General features: G+C 69.0%; 21 protein-coding genes. 13 read left to right on the forward strand and 8 right to left on the reverse strand.

The window, feature by feature from the left end; genetic code table 11:
- The first annotated feature begins 552 nt into the window (after nt 1-552).
- Nucleotides 553-2358: a lytic murein transglycosylase gene (locus tag FHS42_RS02875; RefSeq protein ID WP_184568856.1), complete on the forward strand. Its 1806-nt coding sequence runs from the start codon at nt 553-555 to the stop codon at nt 2356-2358.
- A gap of 412 nt (nt 2359-2770) precedes the next feature.
- Here FHS42_RS02875 and FHS42_RS38475 read toward each other — a convergent pair whose 3' ends face one another.
- Nucleotides 2771-3397 carry a hypothetical protein gene (locus FHS42_RS38475; RefSeq protein ID WP_312866677.1) on the reverse strand — a complete coding sequence of 209 codons (627 nt, stop codon included), beginning with the start codon at nt 3395-3397 and terminating at the stop codon, nt 2771-2773.
- 644 nt (nt 3398-4041) lie between these two features.
- Nucleotides 4042-6954, reverse strand: a complete 2913-nt coding sequence (locus FHS42_RS02885) for an ATP-dependent RNA helicase (RefSeq protein ID WP_376772509.1) — start codon at nt 6952-6954, stop codon at nt 4042-4044.
- Nucleotides 6955-6971: 17 nt separating this feature from the next.
- On the opposite strand from FHS42_RS02885, the gene FHS42_RS38070 reads away from it, so the two are divergent.
- Nucleotides 6972-7106: a hypothetical protein gene (locus FHS42_RS38070; RefSeq protein ID WP_281392683.1), complete on the forward strand. Its 135-nt coding sequence runs from the start codon at nt 6972-6974 to the stop codon at nt 7104-7106.
- A gap of 46 nt (nt 7107-7152) precedes the next feature.
- Here the strand turns inward: FHS42_RS38070 and FHS42_RS02895 are convergent, their stop codons facing one another.
- Entirely contained in the window at nt 7153-8109 is a 957-nt protein-coding gene (locus tag FHS42_RS02895) for a class I SAM-dependent methyltransferase (protein ID WP_184568857.1), read from the reverse strand.
- Nucleotides 8110-8476: 367 nt separating this feature from the next.
- Between FHS42_RS02895 and rpsA the strand changes: the two genes are divergently transcribed.
- From rpsA to FHS42_RS02915, 4 genes are all read left to right on the forward strand, one after another.
- A complete protein-coding gene (gene rpsA, locus FHS42_RS02900) occupies nt 8477-10003 on the forward strand; it encodes a 30S ribosomal protein S1 (RefSeq protein ID WP_184568858.1) in 1527 nt (508 codons plus the stop codon).
- A gap of 438 nt (nt 10004-10441) precedes the next feature.
- Complete coding sequence (locus FHS42_RS02905) at nt 10442-11389, forward strand: PAC2 family protein (protein ID WP_184568859.1); 948 nt, start codon at nt 10442-10444, stop codon at nt 11387-11389.
- Nucleotides 11390-11564: 175 nt separating this feature from the next.
- A complete protein-coding gene (coaE, locus tag FHS42_RS02910; RefSeq protein WP_184568860.1) occupies nt 11565-12170 on the forward strand; it encodes a dephospho-CoA kinase in 606 nt (201 codons plus the stop codon).
- Nucleotides 12171-12497: 327 nt separating this feature from the next.
- Nucleotides 12498-12869, forward strand: coding sequence for a tetratricopeptide repeat protein (locus FHS42_RS02915; protein ID WP_184568861.1), 372 nt, complete (start codon nt 12498-12500; stop codon nt 12867-12869).
- 157 nt (nt 12870-13026) lie between these two features.
- Here the strand turns inward: FHS42_RS02915 and FHS42_RS02920 are convergent, their stop codons facing one another.
- Nucleotides 13027-13359 (reverse strand): DUF6343 family protein, encoded by a 333-nt coding sequence (locus tag FHS42_RS02920; RefSeq protein WP_184568862.1) that lies wholly within the window; start codon nt 13357-13359, stop codon nt 13027-13029.
- 276 nt (nt 13360-13635) lie between these two features.
- Between FHS42_RS02920 and FHS42_RS02925 the strand changes: the two genes are divergently transcribed.
- The 3 genes from FHS42_RS02925 to FHS42_RS02935 all read left to right on the forward strand — a co-directional run bounded on the left by FHS42_RS02925 (nt 13636) and on the right by FHS42_RS02935 (nt 15922).
- Entirely contained in the window at nt 13636-14451 is an 816-nt protein-coding gene (locus FHS42_RS02925; protein ID WP_312866679.1) for a S1 family peptidase, read from the forward strand.
- 118 nt (nt 14452-14569) lie between these two features.
- Entirely contained in the window at nt 14570-15031 is a 462-nt protein-coding gene (locus FHS42_RS02930; protein ID WP_184568863.1) for a type II toxin-antitoxin system PemK/MazF family toxin, read from the forward strand.
- Between the two features lie 246 nt (nt 15032-15277).
- On the forward strand, nt 15278-15922 hold the full coding sequence (locus FHS42_RS02935) for a nucleoside/nucleotide kinase family protein (RefSeq protein WP_184568864.1): 645 nt from the start codon (nt 15278-15280) through the stop codon (nt 15920-15922).
- Between the two features lie 74 nt (nt 15923-15996).
- Here the strand turns inward: FHS42_RS02935 and FHS42_RS02940 are convergent, their stop codons facing one another.
- The 3 genes from FHS42_RS02940 to FHS42_RS02950 form a co-directional block, all read right to left on the reverse strand.
- Complete coding sequence (locus tag FHS42_RS02940) at nt 15997-16509, reverse strand: methylated-DNA--[protein]-cysteine S-methyltransferase (RefSeq protein ID WP_312866705.1); 513 nt, start codon at nt 16507-16509, stop codon at nt 15997-15999.
- 455 nt (nt 16510-16964) lie between these two features.
- The gene (locus tag FHS42_RS02945; RefSeq protein WP_184568866.1) at nt 16965-17888 is read right to left on the reverse strand and encodes a glycerophosphodiester phosphodiesterase; all 924 of its coding nucleotides are present in this window, start codon (nt 17886-17888) and stop codon (nt 16965-16967) included.
- Between the two features lie 441 nt (nt 17889-18329).
- The gene (locus tag FHS42_RS02950) at nt 18330-18530 is read right to left on the reverse strand and encodes a DUF4177 domain-containing protein (RefSeq protein ID WP_184568867.1); all 201 of its coding nucleotides are present in this window, start codon (nt 18528-18530) and stop codon (nt 18330-18332) included.
- Between the two features lie 189 nt (nt 18531-18719).
- On the opposite strand from FHS42_RS02950, the gene uvrB reads away from it, so the two are divergent.
- The 4 genes from uvrB (at nt 18720) to FHS42_RS02970 (ending at nt 25200) form a co-directional block, all read left to right on the forward strand.
- Entirely contained in the window at nt 18720-20849 is a 2130-nt protein-coding gene (uvrB, locus tag FHS42_RS02955; protein WP_184568868.1) for an excinuclease ABC subunit UvrB, read from the forward strand.
- Nucleotides 20850-21022: 173 nt separating this feature from the next.
- On the forward strand, nt 21023-21601 hold the full coding sequence (locus FHS42_RS02960; RefSeq protein WP_184568869.1) for a TerD family protein: 579 nt from the start codon (nt 21023-21025) through the stop codon (nt 21599-21601).
- Between the two features lie 345 nt (nt 21602-21946).
- Entirely contained in the window at nt 21947-23935 is a 1989-nt protein-coding gene (locus FHS42_RS02965; protein ID WP_184568870.1) for a TerD family protein, read from the forward strand.
- A 281-nt stretch (nt 23936-24216) separates the two neighbouring features.
- A complete protein-coding gene (locus FHS42_RS02970) occupies nt 24217-25200 on the forward strand; it encodes a TerC family protein (protein ID WP_184568871.1) in 984 nt (327 codons plus the stop codon).
- A 173-nt stretch (nt 25201-25373) separates the two neighbouring features.
- Here FHS42_RS02970 and FHS42_RS02975 read toward each other — a convergent pair whose 3' ends face one another.
- Nucleotides 25374-26030, reverse strand: a complete 657-nt coding sequence (locus FHS42_RS02975) for an MBL fold metallo-hydrolase (protein ID WP_184568872.1) — start codon at nt 26028-26030, stop codon at nt 25374-25376.

Raw genomic sequence — 26030 nt, forward strand, 5'->3', positions numbered from 1 at the left:
CCGCGCTGCGGGGCGCTTTCCTTCGCACGCCCCGCACGCCCCGCACGCCCCGCACGCCCCGCACGCCCCGCACGCCCCGCACGCCCCGCACGCCCCGCACGCCCGGTACGGGTCGTACGCCCGGTACGCCCGCCTGCGCCTGGCGACCACCCCGCGATGGTCCGCGGGAAGCGAGCCCTGGAGCTCCCTGCGCCTGGTGGTCGTCGGGGCATCACTGCGGTACGAAGGGGCAGCGGCCGGTAGCGGTGAGGGCAGCCCGCGGTGGGGGATCGCAGTGGGCAGCGGCCCCGTGATGCGGCCTCCACCGGGGTGTCTCAACCCGCCGTCGCTGTGCGAAAGATTGCTTGGCGCAGGGAACGGAGCCCCGGTCAGCGACGTCCTTGCAGGAGACGGACCCCGCCAGACCCGTCCCGATCAGCACCGACGCGCTGCCCGTCGTTTTCGCTCAAAAAGGAACGCCTTACGTCGGTAGCTGCGGGCCATAAGTTGCCGTAGTGTCGCGATCGTTGTCGCGCGGGGGAGCGCGTCACTGTCGATGGGAGGGATGGACGGATGGCAGCGCACATCAGTCGGCGACTGCGCCAGGGAGCGACCACCACTGCGGTGGCAGCGGTTGCGATGGCCGCGCTCACTGCCTCTCAGGCCCCGGGATTCGCCGGAGGCCACCAGGAGAAGGACACAGACGCCGCGAGCGAGACGCTCTCGCCCTCAGGCGGTCCGATCAGCGGTGACTCCTCCTACCACACCGACCTCCCCCCCTTGAAGAACCCGGCGAAGTCGGCGAATCCCAGCGCCCCACCCGGCGCCAACAAGCCGGGCGCGATGGGCGGCGACGCCAACTCCGGCATCCCCGCCACGGTGCTCGACGCCTACCAGCGTGCGGAGTCGGCCGTGGAGGGCAGCACCCCCGGTTGCCAACTCCCCTGGGAACTCCTGGCCTCCATCGGCCGTGTCGAGTCAGGGCAGGCCCGCGGTGGCGCCGTGGACCGCGAAGGCACCACCCTCAGCCCGATCCTTGGCCCGGTCCTCAACGGCAACGGCTTCGCCAAGATCACCGACACCGACGGCGGCGCCTACGACGACGACGTAACGCACGACCGGGCCGTTGGGCCCATGCAGTTCATCCCGTCCACCTGGGCGATCTACGGCCAGGACGGCAACGGGGATGGCGAGCGCAACCCCAACAACATCTACGACGCGGCGCTCGCTGCGGCCAACTACCTGTGCGCCAACGACCGCGATCTATCGGTCAAGGCCGACCTGGACCGGGCGATCCTCGGTTATAACCGCTCCCAGGAGTACCTGCGGACGGTCCTGTCCTGGTTCGAGTTCTATCGGAACGGCACGCACGAGGTGCCCGATGGCACCGGAGTGCTGCCAGTGGGTGGCGGCTCCGGCACGGGCGGCAACCGTGACAAGAGTCGTGACAACGGCGCGGACGCGTTCAAGGAGCACGGCAAGGGCAAGCCGGGCAAGACCACGGGCGGCCAGCAGCAGCCGGGCGGTCACACGCAGCGGCCCGCGCCGCCGAACCAGCCCCAGCAGCCGAAACCGCCTCACACGCCGGACACGCCAGGTCCCGGGACCCCGCCACCGACCCAGGTTCCCACGCACCCTCCGACGACGCCTCCCCCGACGACGACGCCCCCCAAGCCCACGCCCACACCGGACAAGCGCCTCACGCACATCGGCGCCCGGCAGCTCACGGCCACCGAGGGTGAAGCGTTCGCGGAGTCACCCCAGGCCCGAGTGGAGGACACCAAGGGCAAGCCGCTCTCCGGGGTGCGGGTGCGCTTCGAGATACACGGCGAGACCGAGGCGCGTTTCTACGGCCTCACCGACACGGTCACGGTGTTCTCGCGGCAGGACGGCACGGCCCAGGCCCCGAAGCTGATCGCGGGCAAGCAGGCGGGCGCGTTCACCGTGCGGGCCACGATCGTGGGCGAGAGCAAGAGCGCGATCGACTTCACCGCGACCGTCAAGGCGCGCCCCGTGCCCACGCCGACACCCGATGCCCTGGCCCCTACGCAGACGAAGCCGCTCACCGCCAAACCCTCCGCCTCCTACGCGGAGCCGATCGTGGTCCAGGCCACCCGCCAGGGCAAGCCCGCGGCGAACGTCAAGATCACCGCGACCATGATCACCTCAGCTGCGGACAACGCGACCCAGAACGACAAGGGCCCGTACTTCAAGGACGCGAAGGGCAAGCCGCTGCGCCTCCTGAGCGACCTCACGACGGACGCCAACGGTCGGCTCACCCTCCCGAAGATCTACACCGACGGCAACACCGGCACCTTCCTCCTCCGCCTCACCACTGCCAACGGCCTGACCTCCACTCTCACGCTGACGGTCGGCTAAGCCCAGCACGCGCCGGGGCAGCTTCCGGCCAGGGCCAAGCCAGCTAGTGCTGTGACCGGGAACGCTCGCCGGGATGGCGTCACACGTCGGAGTGTGTCGGTCGATTCGTTCCGTGGGCTCGGTCGTCATAGCGACCTGGACGGCAACAACATTGAAGCCGCCCATAAGGAGATCCCCTAGCGATCCAGTGCTGATCAGGCCGCTGTAGCGACGGGGCAGCCTCTCCAGCGGATGCCCTTGTGGTTGCGGACGCGGGCGCGTTCGCAACGTTGCACGGCCAGGACGCCGGGATGGCCGGGCGTTCTGGTTGCGCCAGCGCAAGTAGGCGTGCAGAACGCGAGTGCGGATGGTGTGGTTGCGGTGGTGGCAGTTGGCGAGGGTGGATTCCGCAGCGGCTCGAAGCGCGCCTCGATCAGGTTCGCCCAGGACGCGTTCGGTGTGAAACGCGGCTCGACCCTGCTCCTGGCTGCCCAGCGCAGGATGCGCGCGTTCTTGCGGGCGTCAGGTTGTCTAGGACCACGTAGCTCGGGGCGCAGTCGGGATGCGCTGACCGAACGCTCCTGAGTGCCGCGCAGATCGGATTGATCCCCTTGCGGCGCCGGTTGACACCCCAGAGCGTGTCGGCGCCGACCGAATGACAGCCATGGAAGTACGTGATTTCGTGGGTGCGGTGAAAGGTCGTCGGCAACCGGTCGGGGCTACGCTCCTTCGCCCAGCAGGCTCCGCCGATCGGGCGGATGCCCAGTGGCCCGAACCCGTCGAACCCGCCGAACGCGAAGGGGTGATCGGGCCGCTCGTTGATCGCGTACTCGGTCCGGTCCAGCTTCCCGTCGAAGTCCGGGTCGCTGGATTTCTTCCACGTCTTGGTCCGCGGGAACGTTACGCCGCGACGGCGAAGCAAGCAGCGCAGTGCCTCGCGGCCGATGCGTATCGGGCGGGCGGCGTTGCACCACAGGTAGTCGGCGAGCCTGCGGATCGACCAGCGCGTGAAGGGCCGGCCGAGCTTGGCGGGGTGGGTGGTGGCCGTCTGGATGACCACTCCTCGTCGTCATCGCTAAGCAGGCGGGTACGGCCTCCCACCTACCAAGGTCCAAGCAGGTCAGCCCGATCTGGTGGAAGCGGGATCACTTCACGGACGGTGCCCTCGTCCGCCTGCACCAGGTTCGCGATCACCGGCACGGTGTCTCCACCCGCCGAGGCCAGCAGCATCATCGTCCGGCGGAAGCGCCACCGTACTAGCGGTACCCCACCGCACGATCCGCTGCACCTGCCGCCCCTCCTGCTCAGTCACTCTCCGAACCCTGACCGTCTCTGCCATTCCGCCTCCACGCACCCCTCGGATGTGTCTTCACACTCGATCGGTGCAAGGTCAGTCGGCACGAATCCGGTGATCGTCGCTGGTCAGAGCCCTGGGCCCCGGCCCCGGCCAGGCACCAACTAGGCCCCGGCCCCAGCCAGGCACCAACTGCGCTCCGACCGCAGGCCAGGCCCTGGCTAGGTCCGGCCAGACGCCAGCCAGGTCCAGGCGGCATATCGCCCGTGCTGCCCCCGCGGCCATACCGGTCCGCTCCGGGGACAGGGCCCAGCGCGAACTCGGTCGGGCGCACCGGACGAGAGCGGACATGGGCCTCGCTCACCTCTGGTGCGCCGTGCACCACGCCGCGTCGTCGCCCGCGCTGGTCATCAACTCCGCCGTGAACGCGCTGAGGTATGCCGGGTCGGTGCAGCAGCCGTGGGGTCCTCCGGCCAAGGGTGCTTGGGATAGCGGCCACGCAACTCGGCCCGTACGGAGCGGTAGCCCTCGCGCCAGAACGACGCCAGGTCCGCTGTGACGGCCGCCGGGCGCCCGGCGGGCGACAGCAGATGAACGACCACCGGCACCCGGCCGCCCGCAATGCGCGGTGTCTCCTGCCAGCCGAACAGCTCTTGCAGCTTCACGGCGAGCACCGGCTCCTGCTGTGCATAGTCCACGCGTATGCGCGAGCCGCTCGGCACTTCGATCCGCTCCGGCACCAGCTCGTCAAAGCGCGCGGCATCCCCCGAAGCCCACGGCAGCAGCCTGGCCAGCGCCTGCCCCGCATCGACCCGCTCCAAATCCGTCCTGCCGCGGGCTCGCCCCAGCGCACCGGCCAGCCACTCCTCCGCACGCTCCAGCAACCCGGTGTTCGAGACATCGGGCCACGGTTCGCCCAGCGCGCGGTGCGCGAACGCCATCCGCTGCCGTAGCGTCCGGGCATCCGCCGACCAGCGCAGCAGCTCAAGCCCTTCCCGCCGCAGCCCCTCCAGCAGTCCCGCCCGTATCCGCGCTGGATCGGGTGCAGTCAGTGGTGTGGCCCGCAGCTCGATGCGCCCGAGTCGCTCCACCCTGCGGGCCACCACGTCGCGACGCTCGGCGGCCCAGCCGATCTCATCGGTGGTGGAGTGGAGCGCGGACGCCGCGGTGCGCGCGGTGTCCTCGTCGATCACGGCGGCGAGCCGCACGCGCGCCGATGCCGCGGTGACCGGCCGATCGGCGACGGCGATCGCCAGCCATGCCGCCTCGCCCAACGTGGACCCGGCAGCCAACTCTGCTCCTGTGCCCGACGCCATCAGCAACGTGTTGCCACCACGCGCCCGCGCCACCCGCTCGGGGAAGGCCAGCGCGGCGATCAGACCGACGACCGCGTCATCGGAGCCTGCCTCCCGTGGTGCGCTGGAATCGGCGGCACGCTGTGCGTGCCTCTTGGCAACGGCCGCGCCCACCATGCCGCTGCCTGCTGGCGCCGCCAGCGGCGGGGGCGACGGCCTCCTATCGTCTGCGTCCGGGGCGGACGCTTCCACGGACTGCAAGGCCCCCGCCAACCGGCGCGCTTCCTGGCGCCAGCGCCCGGCGTACGCGTCACCGCCCCGCCGCACGGCCCGCCAGGCCGCGGCGAGATCGTCCCCGTACTCCCGAGGCGGTTCCTCGCTCAGCAGGGCCACCACCTCCGCCGCCCGGCGCGGGCCGAACTCGCGTGCTCCGTCGATGAGTGCCCGCGCCAAGCGGGGATGCAGGCCGAGCCGGGCCATGCGTGTGCCGCGGCCCGTCACTCTGCCCTCCTCGCCGACCGCGCCGATCGCCGTCAGCACCTCCCGCGCCGCGGCCATCGCACCGCTCGGCGGCGGATCGAGGAGCGCGAGACCCGTTGCGTCCGGATCGCCCCAACACGCGCACTGCAAGGCGAATGCGGCTAGATCGGCCACGGTGATCTCCGGCGAAGGCCAGCGCGGCAACCGTGCGTCATCCGCCTCGGACCAGCAGCGGTAGACGGTGCCGGGCGCCTCGCGGCCCGCGCGCCCGGCCCGCTGCCGAGTCGCAGCCCGCGAGGCCCGCACTGTCGCGAGCGCGCTGAGACCTCGCGCGTGATCGGTACGCGGCTCGCGTGCCAGCCCCGCGTCCACGACCACCCGCACCCCCGGCACCGTCAGGCTCGACTCGGCGACGGACGTGGCCAGCACCACCCGGCGCTGGCCGGCCCCGCCCGCCAGGACCGCATCTTGTACGGCGGCGGGCGCCCGCCCGTGCACCCGCAGCACCTCGGCCCCCAGCGCCTGCGCATCCCCCAGCTGCCCGGCCACCCGGCCGATCTCCCCGACACCCGGGAGGAAACACAGCACATCGCCGTCTCGCTCTCGCAGGGCGCGCCGGACGACTGCCGCAACATGGTCGAGGAGCACCGGGTCGACCCGCATGCCGTGGGCCGGCCGCACCGCCCGCGCCGGCGGCGCCCACACGACGTCCACGGTGTACGAGATGCCGGCTGCCGTCACGATGGGCGCCGCACCATCCGCCGAGGGCGGGCTGGTGTCGATGGTGCCCGGTGCCGCCGCCGAGGAGGCATCGCCGGGGGAGTCGTCGTTCCCCATGGCAACGCCGGCCACCGCGCCCCTGCCCCTTGCTTTGGCTGGCTCGTCGGCCATGGAATCGTCCGCCGCCATGCGTCCACTGCCCGGCCCGCCCCGCGTATCAGCGGGGCGTTCGGCGTGCGGAGTGTCAGTGGTGCCGGCCCTGCCGAGCAGCTTCGCCCAGCCTGCGGCGTCCGTGGTGGCCGACGCCGCCAGCAGCCACAGCTCGGGCCGCAGTGTCGCCCGTATGTCAAGGAGGAACGCGGCGGCGGTGTCCGCGTCGAGGTGCCGTTCGTGGCACTCGTCGAGCATGACGGCATCGACCTCCGCCAATTCCTGATCTCGTTGCAGTCTTTGCAACAGCACGCCAGTGGTGACGACCTCGATCAGGGTCTGCCGTCCGACTCGTCGTTCGCCGCGCACCGTAAACCCGACCCGATCGCCGGCCTCCTCACCCAGCAGCCAGGCCATCCGACGAGCCGCCGCCCGCGCCGCGATCCGCCGCGGCTCGGCCACGAGCACCCTGCGTGGGCGGTCGCCGGCGCGCAGCAGCCCGGCCAGCGCCAGCGGAACGAGCGTCGTCTTCCCCGTGCCGGGCGGCGCGCACAGCACGGCTGCCCCGTGCGTCTCCAGCGCGCGCCGGAGTTCGGGCACGGCGGTACGCACGGGCAATTGGTCGAGCGCATCAGTACGGATCGTCACGGTGCCTATCCTCGCAGCGACCACTGACATCGCCGCACGGCCCACCCATGAGCCCAGCTCACGAGCCCGCCGAGTGCTTTCGGGGCGTGGCGCCCGGCGTCATCACCATGCCGCCGGTGTGGGTGACGCACCGTGACGGCGTGGTGCGCGGGCCCGCCGACCCCTCGTTGACCCTTCCGTAGCAGCGGGCGTCCACGCGGCGCTGCGTGGACGCCTTGTCGCAGCAGTTCAGTCCCGTTCGCACACGAAGATCGCCGTGCCCGGTATCAGCCGCCCGCGCAGCGGAGACCAGCCGCCCCATTCCTGGGTGTTCCAGTGCGGCCACTCGGGCTCGACGAGATTGACCAGCCGGAAGCCGCCGCCCACCACGTCCCTGACCCGGTCGCCGAGCGTCCTGTGGTGTTCGACGTAGCTGGCGTGGCCGGCCGCGTCCTGCTCGACGTAGGGCGTGCGGTCGAAGTACGAGGCGGCAACCGAGAGCCCCTGCGGGCCCGGCTCATCGGGGAACGCCCAGCGAATGGGGTGGGTCACCGAGAACACCCAACGACCGCCGGGTCGCAGCACGCGCCGCACCTCGCGCATCACCCGTGTTGGGTCGGCCACGAAGGGGACTGCTCCATAGGCCGAACATGCCAGGTCGAAGCTGCCGTCAGCGAAGGGCAGTGCGCCCGCCTCGGCCTGCACCAGCGGCACCGCGGCGGCCGTGGGGAGCTCACCGCCGATCCGCAGCGCGTGCTGCAATTGCCGGTGGGAGAGGTCCAGCGCGACAGGATGGGCGCCCTGCGCCGCCAGCCAGCGCGAGCACTGTGCGGCACCCGCCCCGATCTCCAGCACGCGCAACCCCTTGAGGTCTTCTACCGGCCCAAGCAGCCCGGCCTCTACCTCGTCAAGGCCCTCAGGCCCCCAGATGAACCGGTCGTCGCCAAGAAACGCGCCGTGTTCGTCCTGGTACTCATCGGCATTGCAGTCCCACCAGCCCCGGCTGGCCCGGCTGCTTTCTTCCTCCCCGGCAAGGCGCCGGGTCGCCGTGGCGTCATCTTCATCGCTGTCGGCCAGCGCATGGGTGCCGGCGCCGTCCCCCGTCGCGCCAGGGGCGTGCGCCGGGGCGTGAGAGGAGGAGAGGAGGCTGCTGCGGAGCGCCGCGAGAGAGTCGGGCGCGTCGGCTGGCTGGCGGTCTTGGCTCATCGTCGGTGTCGTCGTACTCTCTGAATCGACCTGCGGCCGCGAACACCGTGAGTGACCCCCCGATAGCGGCCCGGACCACGCGTGTGCCGGGTGTATGGCGCTTGTTTCCCCGTGCGCCCTTCGCGCATTGACCCTGCCCGGCTGCCCCCGTATGCTACAAGTTGCGCTGCGAGCCTGCGTACCTCAGACGGAGCAGGTTGCGCTTGCATCTGTTGTATGTCCCCTCGGTCGTCGAGGCGCTTGCGGCTTTCCTTGCGGAAAGTCCGTCAAGTTCACGCCTCAAGGCTGGCCGGCTTCGGCAGTGCGATACGGGCTCTCGGCGTAGCAGTACCTACGACTCACTGTCCGTACCGGAGCCCTTTCCCACATGACGAGCAGCACCGAGACCACCGCCACCACCCCGCAGGTAGCGGTCAACGACATCGGTAACGAGGAAGCCTTCCTCGCCGCGATCGACGAGACGATCAAGTACTTCAACGACGGCGACATCGTCGACGGCGTCATCGTGAAGGTCGACCGGGACGAGGTCCTGCTCGACATCGGTTATAAGACCGAAGGTGTTATCCCGAGCCGAGAGCTCTCGATCAAGCACGACGTTGACCCCAACGAGGTTGTCGCCGTTGGTGACGAGATTGAGGCCCTGGTCCTCCAGAAGGAGGACAAAGAAGGCCGCCTGATCCTCTCGAAGAAGCGCGCCCAGTACGAGCGTGCTTGGGGCACCATCGAGAAGATCAAGGAAGAGGACGGCATCGTCACCGGTACCGTCATCGAGGTCGTCAAGGGTGGTCTCATCCTTGACATCGGCCTCCGTGGCTTCCTGCCGGCCTCCTTGGTCGAGATGCGTCGTGTCCGCGACCTCCAGCCCTACGTGGGCAAGGAGCTTGAGGCCAAGATCATCGAGCTGGACAAGAACCGCAACAACGTGGTCCTGTCCCGCCGTGCCTGGCTGGAGCAGACCCAGAGCGAGGTCCGCCAGACCTTCCTCACCACCCTGCAAAAGGGTCAGGTGCGCTCGGGCGTCGTCTCCTCCATCGTCAACTTCGGTGCCTTCGTGGACCTGGGTGGCGTGGACGGCCTCGTGCACGTCTCCGAGCTCTCCTGGAAGCACATCGACCACCCCTCCGAGGTTGTCGAGGTTGGCCAGGAGGTCACGGTCGAGGTCCTCGACGTGGACATGGACCGCGAGCGCGTCTCCCTGTCGCTCAAGGCGACGCAGGAAGACCCGTGGCAGCAGTTCGCCCGGACCCACCAGATCGGGCAGGTTGTCCCCGGTAAGGTCACCAAGCTCGTCCCGTTCGGCGCGTTCGTCCGCGTCGATGAGGGCATCGAGGGCCTGGTGCACATCTCCGAGCTGGCCGAGCGCCACGTGGAGATCCCGGAGCAGGTCGTCCAGGTCAACGACGAGATCTTCGTCAAGGTCATCGACATCGACCTGGAGCGCCGTCGCATCAGCCTCTCGCTGAAGCAGGCCAACGAGTCCTTCGGCGCCGACCCGGCCTCGGTCGAGTTCGACCCGACGCTGTACGGCATGGCCGCGTCGTACGACGACCAGGGGAACTACATCTACCCCGAGGGCTTCGACCCCGAGGCCAACGACTGGCTCCCGGGCTACGAGAAGCAGCGCGAGGAGTGGGAGGGCCAGTACGCCACGGCCCAGACCCGCTTCGAGCAGCACCAGGCGCAGGTCATCAAGTCCCGCGAGGCCGACGAGCAGGCCGCTGCCGAGGGCACTGCTGCCCCGGCGGCCGGTGGTGGCGGCACGGGCGGCGGAGGCGGCGGAGGCAATGTCTCCGGCGGCTCGTACTCCTCGGAGTCGGACGACACCTCCGGCGCCCTGGCGTCGGATGAGGCGCTGGCCGCGCTCCGCGAGAAGCTGGCGGGTGGACAGAGCTGAGCTCTGCCTCACTGCTAGGCGTTAGCTGACGGCGAAGGCCCACCCCCTGGCGGGGGGTGGGCCTTCGCCGTATTGCTGCCCGCGGGAGCCGCCACGAGAAAAGCGGAATATAGTCCGTTGCTTACGGCGACGTCGGGGTTGGTCAAGCCCTTTCCGCCTGATTCGGTGCTGCCGCTCGTCACCGTGACCGGGCAGCGGTGTGGCTCTTGGGGTACTCCCGTTCTCATCGATGACGAGGGGTTGCCGCGTGAACACGGAGTGCGGAAGCTAGAGGCGTCACAGGACCGCGCGAATCCTGGTGTGCAAGCCGCGTATCGATGCCCGGTGGAGCGCATCGAAGCGCCGGCGCCCTCCCGCTGCGCAACGAAGATCGATCATCGGGAATGCTCGGGTGGGCATCGGCGTTGGCCTCAACGAGAATGAGGAGGAGCGCTAACGGTGTTGGAACCCCAGGACTTGTACGCATGGGAGCCGAGCGGACTTGCGGCGGTGGACGCGATAACGTCTCGCGATTCGGCCGGGTTGGTGCTGCTCTACCACTTCGACGGCTACATCGACGCGGGCGAGACGGGCGCGCAGATTGTGGACAGGCTGCTGACTGGCCTGCCCCATCAGGTGGTCGCCCGCTTTGACCACGATCGACTCGTGGACTATCGGGCCAGGCGCCCGTTGCTGACGTTCGAGCGCGATCACTGGACGGCCTACGACACGCCCGTGATCGAGCTCCATCTCGTGCGCGATGCCACCGGCGCGCCCTTCTTGTTGCTCGCGGGGCCGGAGCCGGATGTGGAGTGGGAACGCTTCTCGGCGGCGGTGCGACAGCTCGTGGAGCGGCTTGGCGTGCGACTCACGGTGAACTTCCACGGCATCCCCATGGGCGTGCCGCATACCCGGCCGGTGGGCTTGACCCCGCATGGCAACCGCATCGACCTGTCGCCGGGCCACCATGGCCTGTTTGACGAGGCACAGGTGCCGGGCAGCGCCGAGGCGCTGATCGAGTTCCGGCTCAGCGAAGCCGGACACGATGTGCTCGGGGTGGCCGCCCATGTGCCGCACTATGTGGCCAGGTCGGCGTATCCGGACGCAGCGCTGACGGCGCTTGAGGCGGTCACCGCCGCCACAGGACTGGTTCTCCCCGGCGTCGCGCACACGCTGCGCACGGCCGCGCTGCGGACCCAGGAGGAGATCGAGCGGCAGATCTCCGAAGGGGATGAGGAGTTGGTGTCTTTGGTTCGAGGCCTTGAGCACCAGTACGACGCCATAGCTGGCGCCGAAACGCGCGGCAGCCTGGTGGCCGAGCCTACGGAGTTGCCCTCGGCGGAGGAACTCGGTGCGGAGCTGGAGCAGTTCCTCGCCGAACGAGCAGAGCGCGACGGTGACGTCTGAGAGCACCACCGTCTCGCATGGCGAGGCGAGTGCCCGTGCCCGTCGCCCTGCGAGTGGTGGGGGCAGAAGCAACGGGGCTGTGGTAGGGCGCAGGCGTACGGGACGGGGCAGGCTCCCGGCGGGAGTGCCTCGGGGCATGCCCGGCCATCGACACACGGCCGCATAGGGTGAGTTCATGCTGAAGCTTGGGCTCACGGGCGGAATCGGTGCGGGCAAGAGCGAGGTGTCGCGGCTGCTCGCCTCGTACGGGGCAGTGGTGATCGACGCCGACAAGATCGCGCGCGAGGTGGTGGAGCCGGGAACTCCCGGCCTCGCTGCCGTGGTGGCCGAGTTCGGACCACAGATGCTGGATGGGGAGGGGCGGCTCGACCGGCCGCGGCTGGGCTCTATCGTGTTCGCCGATCCGCAGCGGCTGGCAGCCCTGAATGCGATCGTCCATCCGTTGGTAGGGGAGCGCTCCGCCGAACTGGAACGCGCGGCAGGAGCCGAAGCGATCGTCGTACACGACGTACCGCTGCTCACCGAGAACGGACTCGCCCCGCTCTTCGACCTGGTGTTGGTCGTGGATGCTGCTCCGCAGACGCAGCTTGAGCGACTAGTGCGGCTGCGTGGCATGTCCGAGGAGGACGCGCGCTCACGTATGGCGGCGCAGGCGACGCGGGAACAACGGCTGGCGGTAGCCGATCTGGTCATCGACAACGACGGCCCGTTGGAAGCGCTGGAGCCGCAAGTCAGGGCAGCCTGGGCGCAGCTCAAGGAGCGGGTGGCGACTACCTCGTAGCTACTCGGATGTCCCGCATGCGCTCGCGACGGCCAACGTGACGCATTCGCCTCGCGACCAGCGTGACGCGAGCGAGGTGACCAACGAAGTGGTCACGAGAGGCCGATGGGCGAGTGAGCGACCGGCGCCATGGGAATACCGATGCGGGACCGATCGTTGTGCTGCTCACTGGCGTCACACCGTACGGTCGAGCTAGTGGCGATCCCCGTGGCGCGACGCGCGCCGCCGGCGGTGGGGGCGCACGGCTGGTGGTACGGGGACATCAGCGCGGCTCAACTGCCCCTGAGCCGGCGACCAGTGACCGGGAAACCGGGAGAGGAGACGGCAGTGACCAGGCAGCACACGCCCGAGACGCATGTGATCGACTACCGCGCGGCGGAGCAGTTGCTCGCAGCGCGTGACCCGCGCGGCGCCGTCAAACTGCTGGATTCCGTCATATCCGCGCACCCGGACAACACCGCTGTTCGCCTGCTGCGTGCCCGTGCGTTCTTCTTGGGCGCCCAGCTTCGCGCCGCGGAACTGGAGTTTCAACTCGTCCTGGAGCGCGAGCCCGACAACGCCTTCGCTCACTTTGCGTTGGGACGCACCCTGGAGCGCGCCAGCCGTCCCGACGAGGCCAAGCGCCACTTCCGGCTGGCCGCGGCCCTCGACCCCCGCCCGGACTTCATGGCAGCGGCCCGGTTCGGCGACGAAGGCTAGGACCACGGAGCGCAACCGCGTTGCGTGGCCGATGGGCTTTCCGCGGGACGCCGCGGCCCCGGGTGGTCAGGTGCGGAGTTCCGGTGGCGATGCCTCCAGCGGAACCCGTAGGTCACCGCGTAGCGCTGGGCTCAGCACATGCGCTCAGCTGGGGACCTTAGGGCGCTCTCGAACGGCGGCGGTCCTGGCGACCGCCGCCGTTCCCGTGCACGGGTGCGGGCCCGGAGGCATCGCCGTTGCTGGGCTCGTATGGAGGCACCTCTCTACCGGGCTGGTAGTGGGCTCCCTGGCGTAGCCGCCGTATGACGAACACCAGGTCGGTGGCTGTCACCACGACGATCACCGCACAGGCCGCTGCCCAGCCGGGTCTGCTGACAACGGCAAAGGCCACCGCGCCCGCGATAGACCAGGCCAGGCCCCACAGGGCCAGGCCCAGGCGCAACCGCAGTGGGCTGCGCGCGTGCAGTGGCTCATCTCCGGTACGTAGCATCGCAACGCATCTCCCAGTTCCAACGTACTCCTGCATCTAGGTGAGCCCGCCTCGCGGCCCGCGCGGAAATGCCGCTCGACAGCGGTGGTTTTCTGCCCGCCTGCCCGCATACCCGGGGCGAGCGAGTGGCGCGCGGTGCGGGCAGCGGCCATGCCAGGGTGACCGTCTTCGGTGGCGGGCCTGCCGCGCTGCTGGTGCGGCGGCCGGTGACCACACGAGCGGACTCGGCGCGGTGGTCATAGAGCGGACTCGGCGCACAAGGGTGCCTCGTTGGCCGTGCGCCGCACCATACTGTCCGCTGTCGGCGCCACCTCGGTGGCGAACCTCCACCAGTTCAGCGCGGCCGAAGATCGTCCCTGCTCGCCCGACCTGGCCTGCTCGCCCGACCTGGGAGGAACCATGAGACGTTGCCGCTTCACCGCTCGTACCTTGCGCCAGATGTGGGCCGGTGTGCTGCCCACGGTGTTCGCCATACTCATCGCCGGAGCCCAGCCGTCCGCCGCATCCGCTGGTCAGCAGACGGTCGTCATGGGCGGTGATGTGGTCTACAGCGTCGGCGGCCCCTGCACCGTGGGCTTCAACGCCGAAAAGGGCGGCGACGCCTACGGCATCATGCCGGGGCACTGCTCACAGGCGGGCACCACCTGGTATGCGGATCAGGCGAGGAAGATCCCCATCGGCACGACCGCGGGAGCCAGCTTTCCCAGCGCCGACTACGGCGTGATCCGCTACACCAACACGGCCGTGTCCTATCCCGGTGAGGTCAGGCTCGGCACCGGTGGCACGATCGACATCACCGGCGCCGCAAGCCCGCGGGTCGGACAGCCGCTGTGCCATCTCGGCTGGGTGACCGGCTACCACTGCGGCACCGTTCGCGCCGTGAACGTCTCGGTGGCCTTCCCCGGCGGCACGGTCTTCGGGCTGTTCACCTCCAGCGCGTGTGCGGAGCCGAGGGACGCCGGTGGTCCCGCGTTCTCCGGGGGAACCGCGCTCGGGTTCATCGTTGCGGCACAGGGCTGCGCGAGTGGCGGCACCACGTACTACCAGCCGATCGTGCCGGTGCTGGCCGCATACGGGCTGACGCTGCGCTGAGCCTGCGGTGGGCATGATCGGCCTCTCCGTTCTCGTCGTCTTGCCGTGCTCTGGCACGCTGCACCGTGTGCCCGCGCCCGCGGCCATCGGCCGGTGGCGCGCGAGCTAGCGTGTTCGCATGACGTCAGCGATCAACGACCCGCAGGACGCCCCTGTGGTCCCGGGCCGCAGCGGTCCTTCAGCCACCGCACAGGCCCATCCTCGGCAGGTCGGCCCCGTGCGGACCGAGTACGCGCCCGACCCGGACGGAGAGCCCGACCCCGGCGAGATCGTCTGGACCTGGGTGCCCTATGAGGAGAACGATGGCCGGGGCAAGGACCGGCCGGTGTTGGTCGTCGCGCGGCAGGCGGCCGGGACCCTGCTTGCGGTGCAACTGACGAGCAAGCGGCACGACGCGGACCGAGAGTGGGTGCCCATCGGGTCGGGCCCATGGGACGCCGCTGGGCGGGAGTCGTGGGTGGACCTGGATCGGGTGCTGCGCGTGCACCCTCGCGGCATGCGCCGGGAGGCGTGCGCGCTCGATCGCCCGTGCTTCGATCGTGTCGTGGCCCGGCTGCGGCAGCGATACGGCTGGACCTGACGGCCCGGGCGGCAGCGTCGCCGCACGCGATGGCGGACGTCGCTGCAGCCCAGCAGTACCGTGCGAGCGCAAGAGGCGCATGGGCGTAGGCAAGGGACCGCCCTGGCTCGGTTCCGCAGCGTAGGGATGGCTGCCGCCAGGACGTCTGCTCGGTCGGTGTTGCCTCGGTGCTGCGTCGGTGCTGCGTCGGCGCTCGGGAACGGGGGCCTCGATGAGGGTGTCGAACCCGCGGGGCATGATGGGGGAGTGCGGCTCGAAGCGATCTCCTGGGAACGGCTGACCGATGCGCTTGCCGACCGCGTGACGCGTACGCGGGCTGCGGACGACGGCACCTGGCTGCGGGTGGGGATCGACGGCGCGCCGGCCGCCCAGGCCGGACAACTCGCGGAGCGGCTCGCCGATGGCCTGCGCCTGCGTGGGCGGTCGGTGCTGGTGGTGAGCACGGAAGGATTCCTGCGCCCCGCGTCGCTGCGCTACGAGTACGGCCGGCAGGACGTCGAGGCGTACTACGACGGATGGACCGATACGGGCGCCCTGTGGCGTGAGGTGTTCAACCCTCTCGACCCCGGCGGCGGCGGGCACGTACTGCCTGACCTCTGGGACCCCGCCACCGACCGTGCGACACGATCGCCCTATGTGCGGCTGCCGCCCGGCGGCGTGCTGGTGCTGCACGGGCCGTTGCTGCTTGGCCATGGGTTTCCCTTCGATGTCTGCGTCCATCTGCGGCTGTCACCAGCTGCCCTCGCACGGCGTGCGCAGGAAAGCGAGCGGTGGACACTGCCCGCCTTCGCCCGGTACGAGGCAGAGGTGCACCCCGCCGACCATGCGGACGTTGTCGTGCGCGTGGACGACCTTCGCCACCCGGCGTGGAACGGCGCCGACAGTGCGTGATCAGGCTTGCGTGGCAGACGGGCGCGCGGAGCGATAAGCGCCCGCCTCGCGGAGCCGGAAGAACGAGAAGCGACCTAGAACAACGGCTGCGGCAAAACGCCCTCCAGCGCGAGCAGACTGCGCTTGGTCTCCAATCCGCCCCCGAAGCCGCCTATCCCTCCGTCGCTCTCGACGACGCGATGGCAGGGGACAACGACCGGAAGGGGATTCGCCCCCATGGCCACGCCGACTGCGCGAGCAGCCCCCGGCTCACCCACGCGGATCGCGAGGTCCTGATAGCCGACGACGGCGCCATAGGAAACGTGGGCCACCAGTTCCCGCAGTACCTGGCGGTTGAAGCCAGATGTCAGGCACCAGTCCAGCGGCAGGGTGAAGTCGCGCAACTCACCGGCGAAATACGCGTCGAGCTGACGGACCGCCTCCGCGATCACCGGGTGGTCGCAGGAGGGAGATCCGGCGGCCCCAAGACGGCGGCCCAGACCGTCGAGGGAATTGGCAACCCTCTTCTCGTCGGCGTGAAAGACGACTTGGACCAACCCCTGGTCCGTCGCGACGAGAAGGAGGGGACCTATGGTCGAGTCGGTCACCTGCCATGCCCAGGACCGACTGGCAAGCTGGACTGCTGGCCTTTCCCGGTGCGCCGAGCCCCGCCGCTGGCCCCGCTCATGCGCCGAGCTCTGCTCACGCGTCGGGCGCTGCTCCCCCGCGTACGCCCCCTGATCCACCTGCTCTGAGATGTTCACGCCTTCAGCGTAGAACCACCCTCTGACAATCATCGCTGACCTGCGTGAACGCGGGCCGTACGGTGGCGAGGGGCGGGAGGGCGCCCGGCGGTGGCGGACGCGGAGACCAGGGCAGAGGGCCGGCTGTGCGGCAGGCGTCCAACAGCATGAATACCCGCTGGATGCCTGCCACACGGGGCATGGGGCCGTACGGGCCCCATGCTGTGGCGCCGTGGTGCGGGGCGCGAGACTTGAGGCCCGAACCGGCGTCGCAGGCGCCACCCCACGCCGGGCGGGCTGGCCGCGTACGGCGAGTGGTGTTACGCCACCGCAGCCGCTGTCCGAGCCGCGTCGCCGTCGTCGGACTTCGTTGCAGGCTCCACCGCGTCGCGCACGACGTCAGGGGTGTTCGTGATGATGCCGTCCACTCCCATGTCGGCCACCTTGACCGCGTTCGGGGCGTCGTTCACCGTCCAGGTGTAGACCTCCAACGGCCTGCCGTGCGCGCCCCGTACTGCCTGGATCGCGGCGACGTAGTCGGCGTTGACAGTCTTGTAGCTCGGGTTGATCTGGTCCGAAAACTTCGCGTACTTCGGCAGGTCGGCCACCGCGGGGGTGCCGAGGAAGCCCGTCTTCACCTCCGGCCGTAGCTCGTGTGTGATCTTGACGGAGTCGGCGCTGAAGCTCTGGATGATCAGCCGGCGCTTCACATGATGACCGTCGAGCCAGCCCTGGCGGCGCAGCACGTCCAGCGTCTGCCGCTCGATGCCGGGGTAGAGCTCGGGCGCCTTGATCTCCATCAGCAGGCTCTGCCGGTTGCTGCTGACCTGGTTCATGTACTGCTCCAGCGTCGGCACCCGCTCACCGGCGAACTTGGGGCCGAACCAGCTTCCCGCATCCAGGCGCTTGATCTCCTTGAGCGTGAAGTCGGCGACGTTCCACGGCGCGCGGTGGGGAAAGACCTGCTCGACGTCGGTGGTCCGGTTCAGCGTGGTGTCGTGGACGATGACCAGCTTGCCGTCCTTCGTGCGCTGGACATCGTTCTCCACCCAGTCGATGTCCAGCTCGGCCGCTGCGTCGATGGCGGCGAGCGTGTTTTCCGGGGCGTACGCGGACGCTCCCCGATGGGCGACGGTCACAGGTGCGGGGGAGGGGTCGGCGGCTTGGGCCGACGTTGCGGGGAGGAAGAGCGCGGACATTCCCAGCAACACGCCGGTGGCTGCGGCGACAGGGCGGATGTGCATACGGGCTCCTCGCGTCAAGAGACTCAGGGATGGACACGACGGGCAGAGAGTCCCAGTCATTCCGTACCGGAAGACAGGTGTGGGATGGACAGAAATTGAACGAGAGGCGTTCCGCGCTGTTCTTCGAGGCTCCGCTTCCGGATGAGCTTCGAGTAGTCGTCCTACGGCTGGGGGCGATTGCGGGGGATGTGCGGGGGCGACGGCGCGCTCCGGTTACACCGCAGTGCGGAGTTGGCCGCCTCCCACGCGAACGATACGAGCGGTGCCGCTCACGCGCGCGCCGTGCGGGATGCGAGCGGTGCCGCTACACGCGCGCCGTGCGGGATCAGCATCGGACCGAATGACAGTCGGGTCAGCAACCGGGCGCTGGCACCCGATGGCACAGCGGCGTACACGCTTGCGACCTGCCCGCCAGGGCTCGGGCCGACCGTGGGTGGTGGGTCAGCGGCGCGGGCGCTCGAAGGTGACCAGCAGCCCTTCCACGCCGCCGGGGCCCACGCGCCCCTTCACATCGGCGGCGGTTATGGCCTTGACCTGCCAGCCCTCGGCCGCGTACTTGTTCAGCACATCTTCGACCTTGTCCGGCGACATCTTTCCGCCGATCAGCTTTTCGCGAATTTGGATCACCTTGTATTCGTACATGGCCGATGACCTTTCGTTGCGCCCGTGCAGCGTATGGGTGGACTGAGACGATGGATCTGTTCGTATGGGAGCGTATGGTTTCGAAGCGTGATCGATCGGTAGCGTTTCGCTGTCAATCTTGGATCGGTGGGGGTCAGGCTACGGGTCGAGCGGCCGGCCGTTGTCAGTGGCGAGTCGTACGGTGGTTCCATGCGGCCCGTATCTCACATCCAACGCACTGTGGCGCCTTTCGAGGTCGTCAGCCCCTACCAGCCGAGCGGTGACCAGCCAGCGGCGATCATCGAGCTCGAACGGCGCGTCCGAGCAGGTGAGGAGCACGTCGTCCTGCTCGGTGCGACCGGTACGGGCAAGTCCGCCACCACCGCGTGGATGATCGAGAAGTTGCAGCGGCCGACTTTGGTCATGGCGCCGAACAAGACCCTGGCGGCCCAGCTCGCCAACGAGTTCCGCGAACTGCTGCCGAACAATGCCGTCGAGTATTTCGTCTCGTACTACGACTACTTCCAGCCCGAGGCGTACGTGCCGCAGTCGGACACGTACATCGAAAAGGACTCCTCGATCAACGAGGAGGTTGAGCGGCTGCGCCACTCGGCAACCAACTCGCTGCTCACCCGGCGGGACGTGGTGGTCGTCGCCTCCGTTTCCTGCATCTATGGCCTGGGCACGCCGCAGGAATACGTCGATCGCATGGTGCACCTCAAGCTCGGCGACGAAATCGATCGTGACCAGCTTCTGCGGCGCTTCGTGGACATCCAGTACACGCGCAACGACGTGGCGTTCACACGCGGCACCTTCCGGGTGCGGGGTGACACCATCGAGATCTTCCCGGTCTACGAGGAGCTCGCCGTCCGGATCGAGATGTTCGGCGACGAGGTCGAGGCGCTGTCCACGCTGCACCCGCTGACCGGTGAGGTGATCTCCGACGACCAGGAGCTGTACGTCTTCCCCGCCAGCCACTATGTGGCAGGTCCCGAGCGCATGGAGAAGGCCGTCGCCCGCATCGAGGCGGAGCTCACCGACACGTTGGCCCGGATGGAGACGCAGGGCAAGCTGCTGGAGGCCCAGCGGCTGCGGATGCGCACCACCTATGACATCGAGATGATGCGGCAGATCGGCACCTGCTCGGGCATCGAGAACTACTCGCTGCACATCGACGGTCGTGACCCCGGCACCGCCCCGCACACGCTCCTTGACTACTTCCCGGAGGACTTCCTCCTGGTCATCGACGAGTCGCATGTCACCGTTCCGCAGATCGGCGCCATGTACGAGGGCGACGCGTCCCGCAAGCGCACTCTGGTCGAGCACGGTTTCCGGCTGCCGTCCGCGATGGACAACCGCCCACTGAAGTGGGAGGAGTTCCAACAGCGCATCGGACAGACCGTCTACCTCTCCGCGACCCCCGGAAAATACGAACTCGCGCGCGGCGACGGCTATGTGGAGCAGATCATCCGGCCCACCGGCTTGGTGGACCCCGAGGTCATCGTCAAGCCCACCGATGGGCAGATCGACGACCTGATCCACGAAATCCGCACCCGCACTGAGAAGGACGAGCGCGTCCTGGTCACCACGCTCACCAAGAAGATGTCCGAGGACCTCACCGACTACATGGTCGAGCTGGGCATCCAAGTCCGATACCTGCACAGCGACGTCGATACGCTGCGGCGCGTCGAACTGCTGCGTGAGCTGCGCGCCGGTGAGTACGACGTGCTGGTCGGCATCAACCTCCTCCGCGAGGGGCTCGACCTGCCGGAGGTGTCGCTGGTGGCCATCCTCGACGCCGACAAGGAGGGCTTCCTCCGCTCCGGGACGTCGCTGATCCAGACCATCGGCCGCGCGGCGCGCAACGTATCGGGCCAGGTACACATGTACGCCGACAGGATCACACCAGCGATGGCGACGGCGATCGACGAGACGAACCGACGCCGGGAAAAGCAGGTTGCCTACAACACCGAGCGCGGCATCGACCCCCAGCCGCTTCGTAAGAAGATCAACGACATCGTTGCGACCATCGCCCGCGAGGAAGTCGATACCCAGCAACTGCTCGGCAGCGGATACCGGCAAACGGACAAGACCAAGGGCAAGGCCCCGGTGCCCGCGCTGGCGAAGCAGAAGGGCGGAGGTAAGGGCGCGGTGGGAGCCAAGGACGGAGCGCTCACGGACCGTCCGGCCGCCGAACTCGCCGCTCTGATCGAGGAGATGACCGAGCGGATGCGGGGCGCGGCGGCAGACTTGCAGTTCGAGATCGCGGCGCGGTTGCGCGATGAGGTGGGTGAGTTGAAGAAGGAACTGCGGCAGATGCGCGAAGCGGGACAGTCCTGACGGAAGGGTGGGCCACGCGTTGTTCGGAGTGCTGGGGCCTGGCATGCCGCCTGGTGTGTTGCAAGAGCGACACAAAGCCCGATGCGGGTAGCCGCACCGGCGGGGGCAGTGCATAGGGTTTAAGCAGGTCGTACAGACGGGCGACCGGGGAAAATTCGAGAGAGGGACAGCGCGTGACGGTCAATATGTCCAAGGGACAGGCCATCAGCCTTCAAAAGGCGGATGGTGGCACCCTGACTGCCGTGCGGATGGGTCTGGGCTGGCAGTCCGCGCCCCGCCGCGGCCTGTTCGGAAAGCGGACCAAGGAGGTCGATCTCGACGCGTCGGCCGTTTTGTTCGCGGACAACCAGCCGGTGGATGTCGTGTTCTTCCGCCACCTGACGAGCGACGACGGCTCGGTCCGGCACACCGGTGACAACCTCGTCGGAGGTGCGGGGCAGGGTGGTGACGACGAGGCGATCCTCGTTGACCTACAGCGGGTCCCGGTGCACGTGGACCAGATCGTGTTCACCGTCAACTCCTTCACCGGGCAGACCTTCGCCGAGGTCACCAACGCCTTCTGCCGCTTGGTGGATGAGACCAACGGTGAGGAGATGGCGCGCTACACGCTCACGGGCGGCGGGCAGTACACGGCCCAGATCATGGCGAAGGTGCACCGTGCGGGCAACGGCTGGCAGATGACGGCCCTCGGCAGCCCAGCCAATGGCCGCACCTTCCAGGACCTGATGCCGTCGATCGTCCCGCACCTTTAAGCACCTCTGGCACCAGGCGGGCGCCAGCTGTCACCTGGTCTGACCCGCCCTGGAGCCGGCGCTGTGGTCGAACGGACAGTGGTCGGTGTACCCCCGCTCGGCACCGCGGTGCCGATGCCGCACCTTTGGCCGCGGAGCAGGGCCGAACACACCGCCAGACCGCCCCAAAGCGGAACGTCGCTTGGCCCGTCATGGCGGGCGTCTGTGGCCAGGTCGCGTGGGGCGTGCGTGCCGGCCCGCTCGGGGCGGCTGACGGGGCCACCGGTTGTCCGCTGCCAACTCAGATCACCGCCTCCGCCGCAGTACGCACGCACACCACGCACACCACGACGAGAGGGCGCAGTGATGACGGCCGAGCTGGTCCGGGGGCAGAACCACCCGCTGCCTGAGACCCGTTTGGAGGTCCGGATTTCGGCGGGCAAGCCCGTCGTCGCCGGAGCGACACTCGGAGACGACCAGGGGAAGGTGCGGGGCGCCGACTGGGTCGCGCATCCCGCTGCCCCGCAGATTTCCGGACTTGAGGTGTCCCGGCAGGCCGCGGTCAACCACCGCCTCGCGGTTGATCTCAGTGCGTTGCCGGAGGCGGTACATCGGGTCACGGTGCTGCTCGCCCTGCCGACCGGAGTGGGCGGGCCAGTGCGATTCGGTGGCCTGGCGGCCCCGTTCATAGCGGTGACGGATCTCGACGGGGTCGAGATCGCCACGTACACGATCACCGACCTGGACGCGGAGTCGGCGGTGACGGCCCTGGAGCTATACCGCAGGGTCGGTGTGTGGAAGGTGCGAGCTGTCGGCCAGGGGTACGCGGGCGGGCTCGCGGCCATGCTCCAGGACCAGGGGCTGCCCGAGGCGGTCACGCTGGCCGGGGAGATCAATGACGCGGTGGTGCGCGGCATGGCCACATCACTCAAGCCACCGGCGGTGCGGGCGAGCGAGGGCGGGGGACGGGTGCGTACGGCCGCGGCAGGCGGCGACACGGCCCCGGTGCAACACGGCCCTACGGGTGGCAGTGGCACAACCGGCGCGGGGGCGGCAACCGCCCCGATCGGAACGCCGGCCTCCGGGGGTGCGGACGCCTCGGCCTCGCCGTCGGGCAGCCCAGTGAACTACCGGCACCCCGGCCGTCACACCGCCACGCCGACCCCGCCTCCGGCGGCTTCACAGCCCGGCCCGCCGGGGCAGCCGCCGCAGCCGATTGCGGGTGATGCCTCCGGCTGGACGATGGAGGAGCGGCTGTACAACCAGGTCTGGGGCATGTTCGAGGACCTGGCCAGGACGACGGCGGCTTACCGCAGTGCCGTCGATTTCGCGGACTCGCGGATGGAGAAGGAGCTCGACTCGGTCCTCTCCGACCCGCGTACGCGGGTGGGGCCGCTCGCCGATGCCGCGCGCACCGAGGCGCGGACCCGGCACACCCAGCTCGTGGAGCAGGCCCGCGCCGTACTCGATCGCGACCTGGCTCAACTCGTTGCCGAGGCACAGGTGGTCGAGCCCGCGCTGCCGCCCGCTTACGCCCGCTGGGAGAGCTCTGCTTGGCAGGCGTACGAGGTGCCGATGGAGTTGCCGATGGCGTTGCGCGTCGGTGACCTGCACCTGCCCGAGCGCACGGATCTGCGCATCCCCATGATGGTCCGGTTGCCTTTGGAGCGCGGGCTATGGGTGGACAGCGGTCGGGGCGGTTCCCCGGACGCGGCCCTGGTGGACTCCACCGAACTGCGGCGGCTGGCGATGGAGAGCGCCGTCGCGCACGCGGCCCGGTTGATCGCGGTCTACCCGGTGGGTGAGTTCACCGTCCATGTGATCGACCCGGCGGGGGCGGGCGCGTCTGCGCTCACCCCGTTGACCAGCACCGGGGCGCTGCCTGCGCCGCCAGCGGCCGGGGCGCAGGGCGTGTCGGCGGTGCTGGCGAAGTTGACTCAGCGGGTTGATCTGGTGCAGATGGCCATCCGTAGCGATGCCGTCGATGCGCTGCCGCCTGACCTGGACACCGCTCAACAACTGCTGATCGTGAACGACTTCCCGCACGGGTTCGATGACCGGGCGGTCACCCAGTTGCGTTACCTGGCGGATGAGGGCCCCTCCGTCGGCGTACATCTGATGATGGTGGCCGACCGGGAGGACGCGCGGGCCTACGGGCCGGTGCTCGACCCGCTGTGGCGTGCGCTGCTGCGTGTCACCCCCGTCCCCGATGACCACTTGGCCGATCCCTGGGTCGGGCACGCCTGGACGTTTGAACCATCGCTGGCGCCCCCCGGCAGTGACGTCGTGTTGCGGGTGCTCCGTCAGGTGGCCCGGGCCCGGGAGTCCTACGGAGGGCACGACGTGGCCGGCTGACGGGCGGGTGCCCGGTTGGCGCGGTTGCCTCTCGGCGGCCTGCGGGGCACGTTCGTTCTGCGCTTTTAGCTCGCTCTTTACCCTCTTTACTATTCCTTGGTCTCCCCTGTACTCTTCTTTACACGGAGGGGAGTACTCCTGCTGCGGCGTTCCCGTCAACACGGACCCTAGGGTCCCGGGGCGTCGGCCTGGACGGCTGACACGTATGGCCGTCTTGGGCGGAAGAGACCTCCGGCAGCGACGACGCTGATAGTTGCCGTACGCAATCTGCCGGAGGAGCAGTGGACGTTTCCTTGACCATGTGGGTGCTGACCATCGTTGGTCTGTGTGCCCTAATCGCCATCGACTTCTTTATCGGCGGCCGCAAACCGCACGACGTCTCCATCAAGGAGGCCGGAATATGGACCGTGGTATGGATCGCCCTCGCCGTGCTATTCGGGCTCGGCTTGCTGATATTCGGGGGCGGCCAGCCGTCCGGTGAGTTCTTCGCGGGCTTCATCACCGAGAAGTCCCTGAGCGTCGATAACCTCTTCGTCTTCGTCTTGATCATGTCGAAGTTCGCGGTGCCGTCCATCTACCAGCAGCGTGTGCTGCTGGTGGGCGTACTCATCGCGCTGGTGCTGCGGGCCGGGTTCATCGGCGCGGGCGCGGCGATCATCGCCAACTTCGCCTGGGTCTTCTACATCTTCGGCGCCTTCCTCATCTGGACCGCCTGGAAGCTCATCCAGGAGGCACGGGCCGACGATGAGGACGAGGAATTCGAGGAGAATCGCTTCCTGAAGCTGGTGGAGCGACGCATTCCCTCAACCGACAAGTACCACGGCACCAAGCTGTTCGTCATGGAGAACGGCAAGCGGTTGATGACGCCGATGCTCGTCGTCATGCTGGCGATCGGTACTACGGACATCCTGTTCGCGCTGGACTCCATTCCCGCGATCTTCGGCCTCACGCAGGACCCGTACATCGTGTTCACTGCGAACGCCTTCGCCCTGATGGGACTGCGGCAGCTCTACTTCCTGATCGGTGGGCTGCTGAAGAAGCTGGTCCACCTCTCCTACGGGCTGTCGGTCATCCTCGGCTTCATCGGCGTGAAGCTGGTGCTGCACGCGCTGCACGAGTCCGGCGTGCATGTTCCCGAGATCAGCATTCCGGTCTCGCTCGGCGTGATCTGCGCAGTGCTCGTCATCACCACCATCACAAGCCTGCGCGCGACGAAGAAGCAGGCCCAGGCGGACGCCGAGACCAAGGACAGCCTCGACGTCTGATGGGTTGGTCCGGAGGGGCGCGCCGGGGTGTGAGGTCCCCGGTAGCGCCCCTCCGGTGCGCCACAGCTTGTCGGGCGTGCAACTCCGTGGCATGGCCCCACCACGTACGGTGCCCCCAGCGTCGAGTGACGCCGGGGGCACTTGGGCTTGCCGTGCGTGGGGCCGCGGCCCCGCTACCAGCCGCGCTCTCGCCATTCGGCCAGGTGGGGGCGCTCAGCGCCCAGCGTGGTGTCGGTGCCGTGGCCCGGGTAAACCCAGGTCTCGTCCGGCAGGGCGTGAAAGAACTTGGTCTCGACGTCGTTGATGAGGCTGGCGAATGACCGTTCCTCGCCCCAGGTGTTGCCGACGCCGCCGGGGAAGAGGCAGTCGCCGGTGAAGACATGGGGATGGCCATGCGGGTCGTCGTAGATCAGGGCAATACTGCCGGGCGTGTGGCCGACGAGGTGGCGCGCGGTCATCTCCACACGCCCTACTCGAATCGTGTCGCCGTCGTCCACCAGCACGTCGGTCGGGACCGGGATGCCCTCGGCGTCATGCCGTCCGGCGTAGGTGCGCGCTCCGGTCACCCGGACTACCTCGTCGAGAGCCTGCCAGTGGTCGCCGTGTTGGTGCGTCGTCACGACCGAGGCGATGCTGTCGTCGCCGATGAGGCTGAGCAAGCGAGCAGAGTCATTGGCCGCGTCGATGAGTAGTTGCTCGTCCGTGGCCCGGCAGCGCAGCAGGTAGGCGTTGTTGTTCATCGGGCCCACGGCGATCTTCGAGATCACGAGGTCGCTTAGTTCGTGCACGTCGGCGGGACCGCCGACCTCCACCGCTCCGCTGTACGTCAT

Source organism: Streptomyces zagrosensis, from assembly GCF_014203645.1.
Classification (GTDB): domain Bacteria; phylum Actinomycetota; class Actinomycetes; order Streptomycetales; family Streptomycetaceae; genus Streptomyces; species Streptomyces zagrosensis.

Bases quoted from the DNA above. Each gene is read 5' to 3' on its own strand.
- FHS42_RS02875 (WP_184568856.1), top strand. From the start codon at position 553: ATGGCAGCGCACATCAGTCGGCGACTGCGCCAGGGAGCGACCACCACT.
- FHS42_RS02885 (WP_376772509.1), bottom strand. From the start codon at position 6,954: ATGTCAGTGGTCGCTGCGAGGATAGGCACCGTGACGATCCGTACTGAT.
- FHS42_RS38070 (WP_281392683.1), top strand. From the start codon at position 6,972: ATGAGCCCAGCTCACGAGCCCGCCGAGTGCTTTCGGGGCGTGGCGCCC.
- FHS42_RS02895 (WP_184568857.1), bottom strand. From the start codon at position 8,109: ATGAGCCAAGACCGCCAGCCAGCCGACGCGCCCGACTCTCTCGCGGCG.
- rpsA (WP_184568858.1), top strand. From the start codon at position 8,477: ATGACGAGCAGCACCGAGACCACCGCCACCACCCCGCAGGTAGCGGTC.
- coaE (WP_184568860.1), top strand. From the start codon at position 11,565: ATGCTGAAGCTTGGGCTCACGGGCGGAATCGGTGCGGGCAAGAGCGAG.
- FHS42_RS02920 (WP_184568862.1), bottom strand. From the start codon at position 13,359: ATGCTACGTACCGGAGATGAGCCACTGCACGCGCGCAGCCCACTGCGG.
- FHS42_RS02930 (WP_184568863.1), top strand. From the start codon at position 14,570: ATGACGTCAGCGATCAACGACCCGCAGGACGCCCCTGTGGTCCCGGGC.
- FHS42_RS02945 (WP_184568866.1), bottom strand. From the start codon at position 17,888: ATGCACATCCGCCCTGTCGCCGCAGCCACCGGCGTGTTGCTGGGAATG.
- FHS42_RS02950 (WP_184568867.1), bottom strand. From the start codon at position 18,530: ATGTACGAATACAAGGTGATCCAAATTCGCGAAAAGCTGATCGGCGGA.
- uvrB (WP_184568868.1), top strand. From the start codon at position 18,720: ATGCGGCCCGTATCTCACATCCAACGCACTGTGGCGCCTTTCGAGGTC.
- FHS42_RS02965 (WP_184568870.1), top strand. From the start codon at position 21,947: ATGACGGCCGAGCTGGTCCGGGGGCAGAACCACCCGCTGCCTGAGACC.
- FHS42_RS02975 (WP_184568872.1), bottom strand. From the start codon at position 26,030: ATGACGTACAGCGGAGCGGTGGAGGTCGGCGGTCCCGCCGACGTGCAC.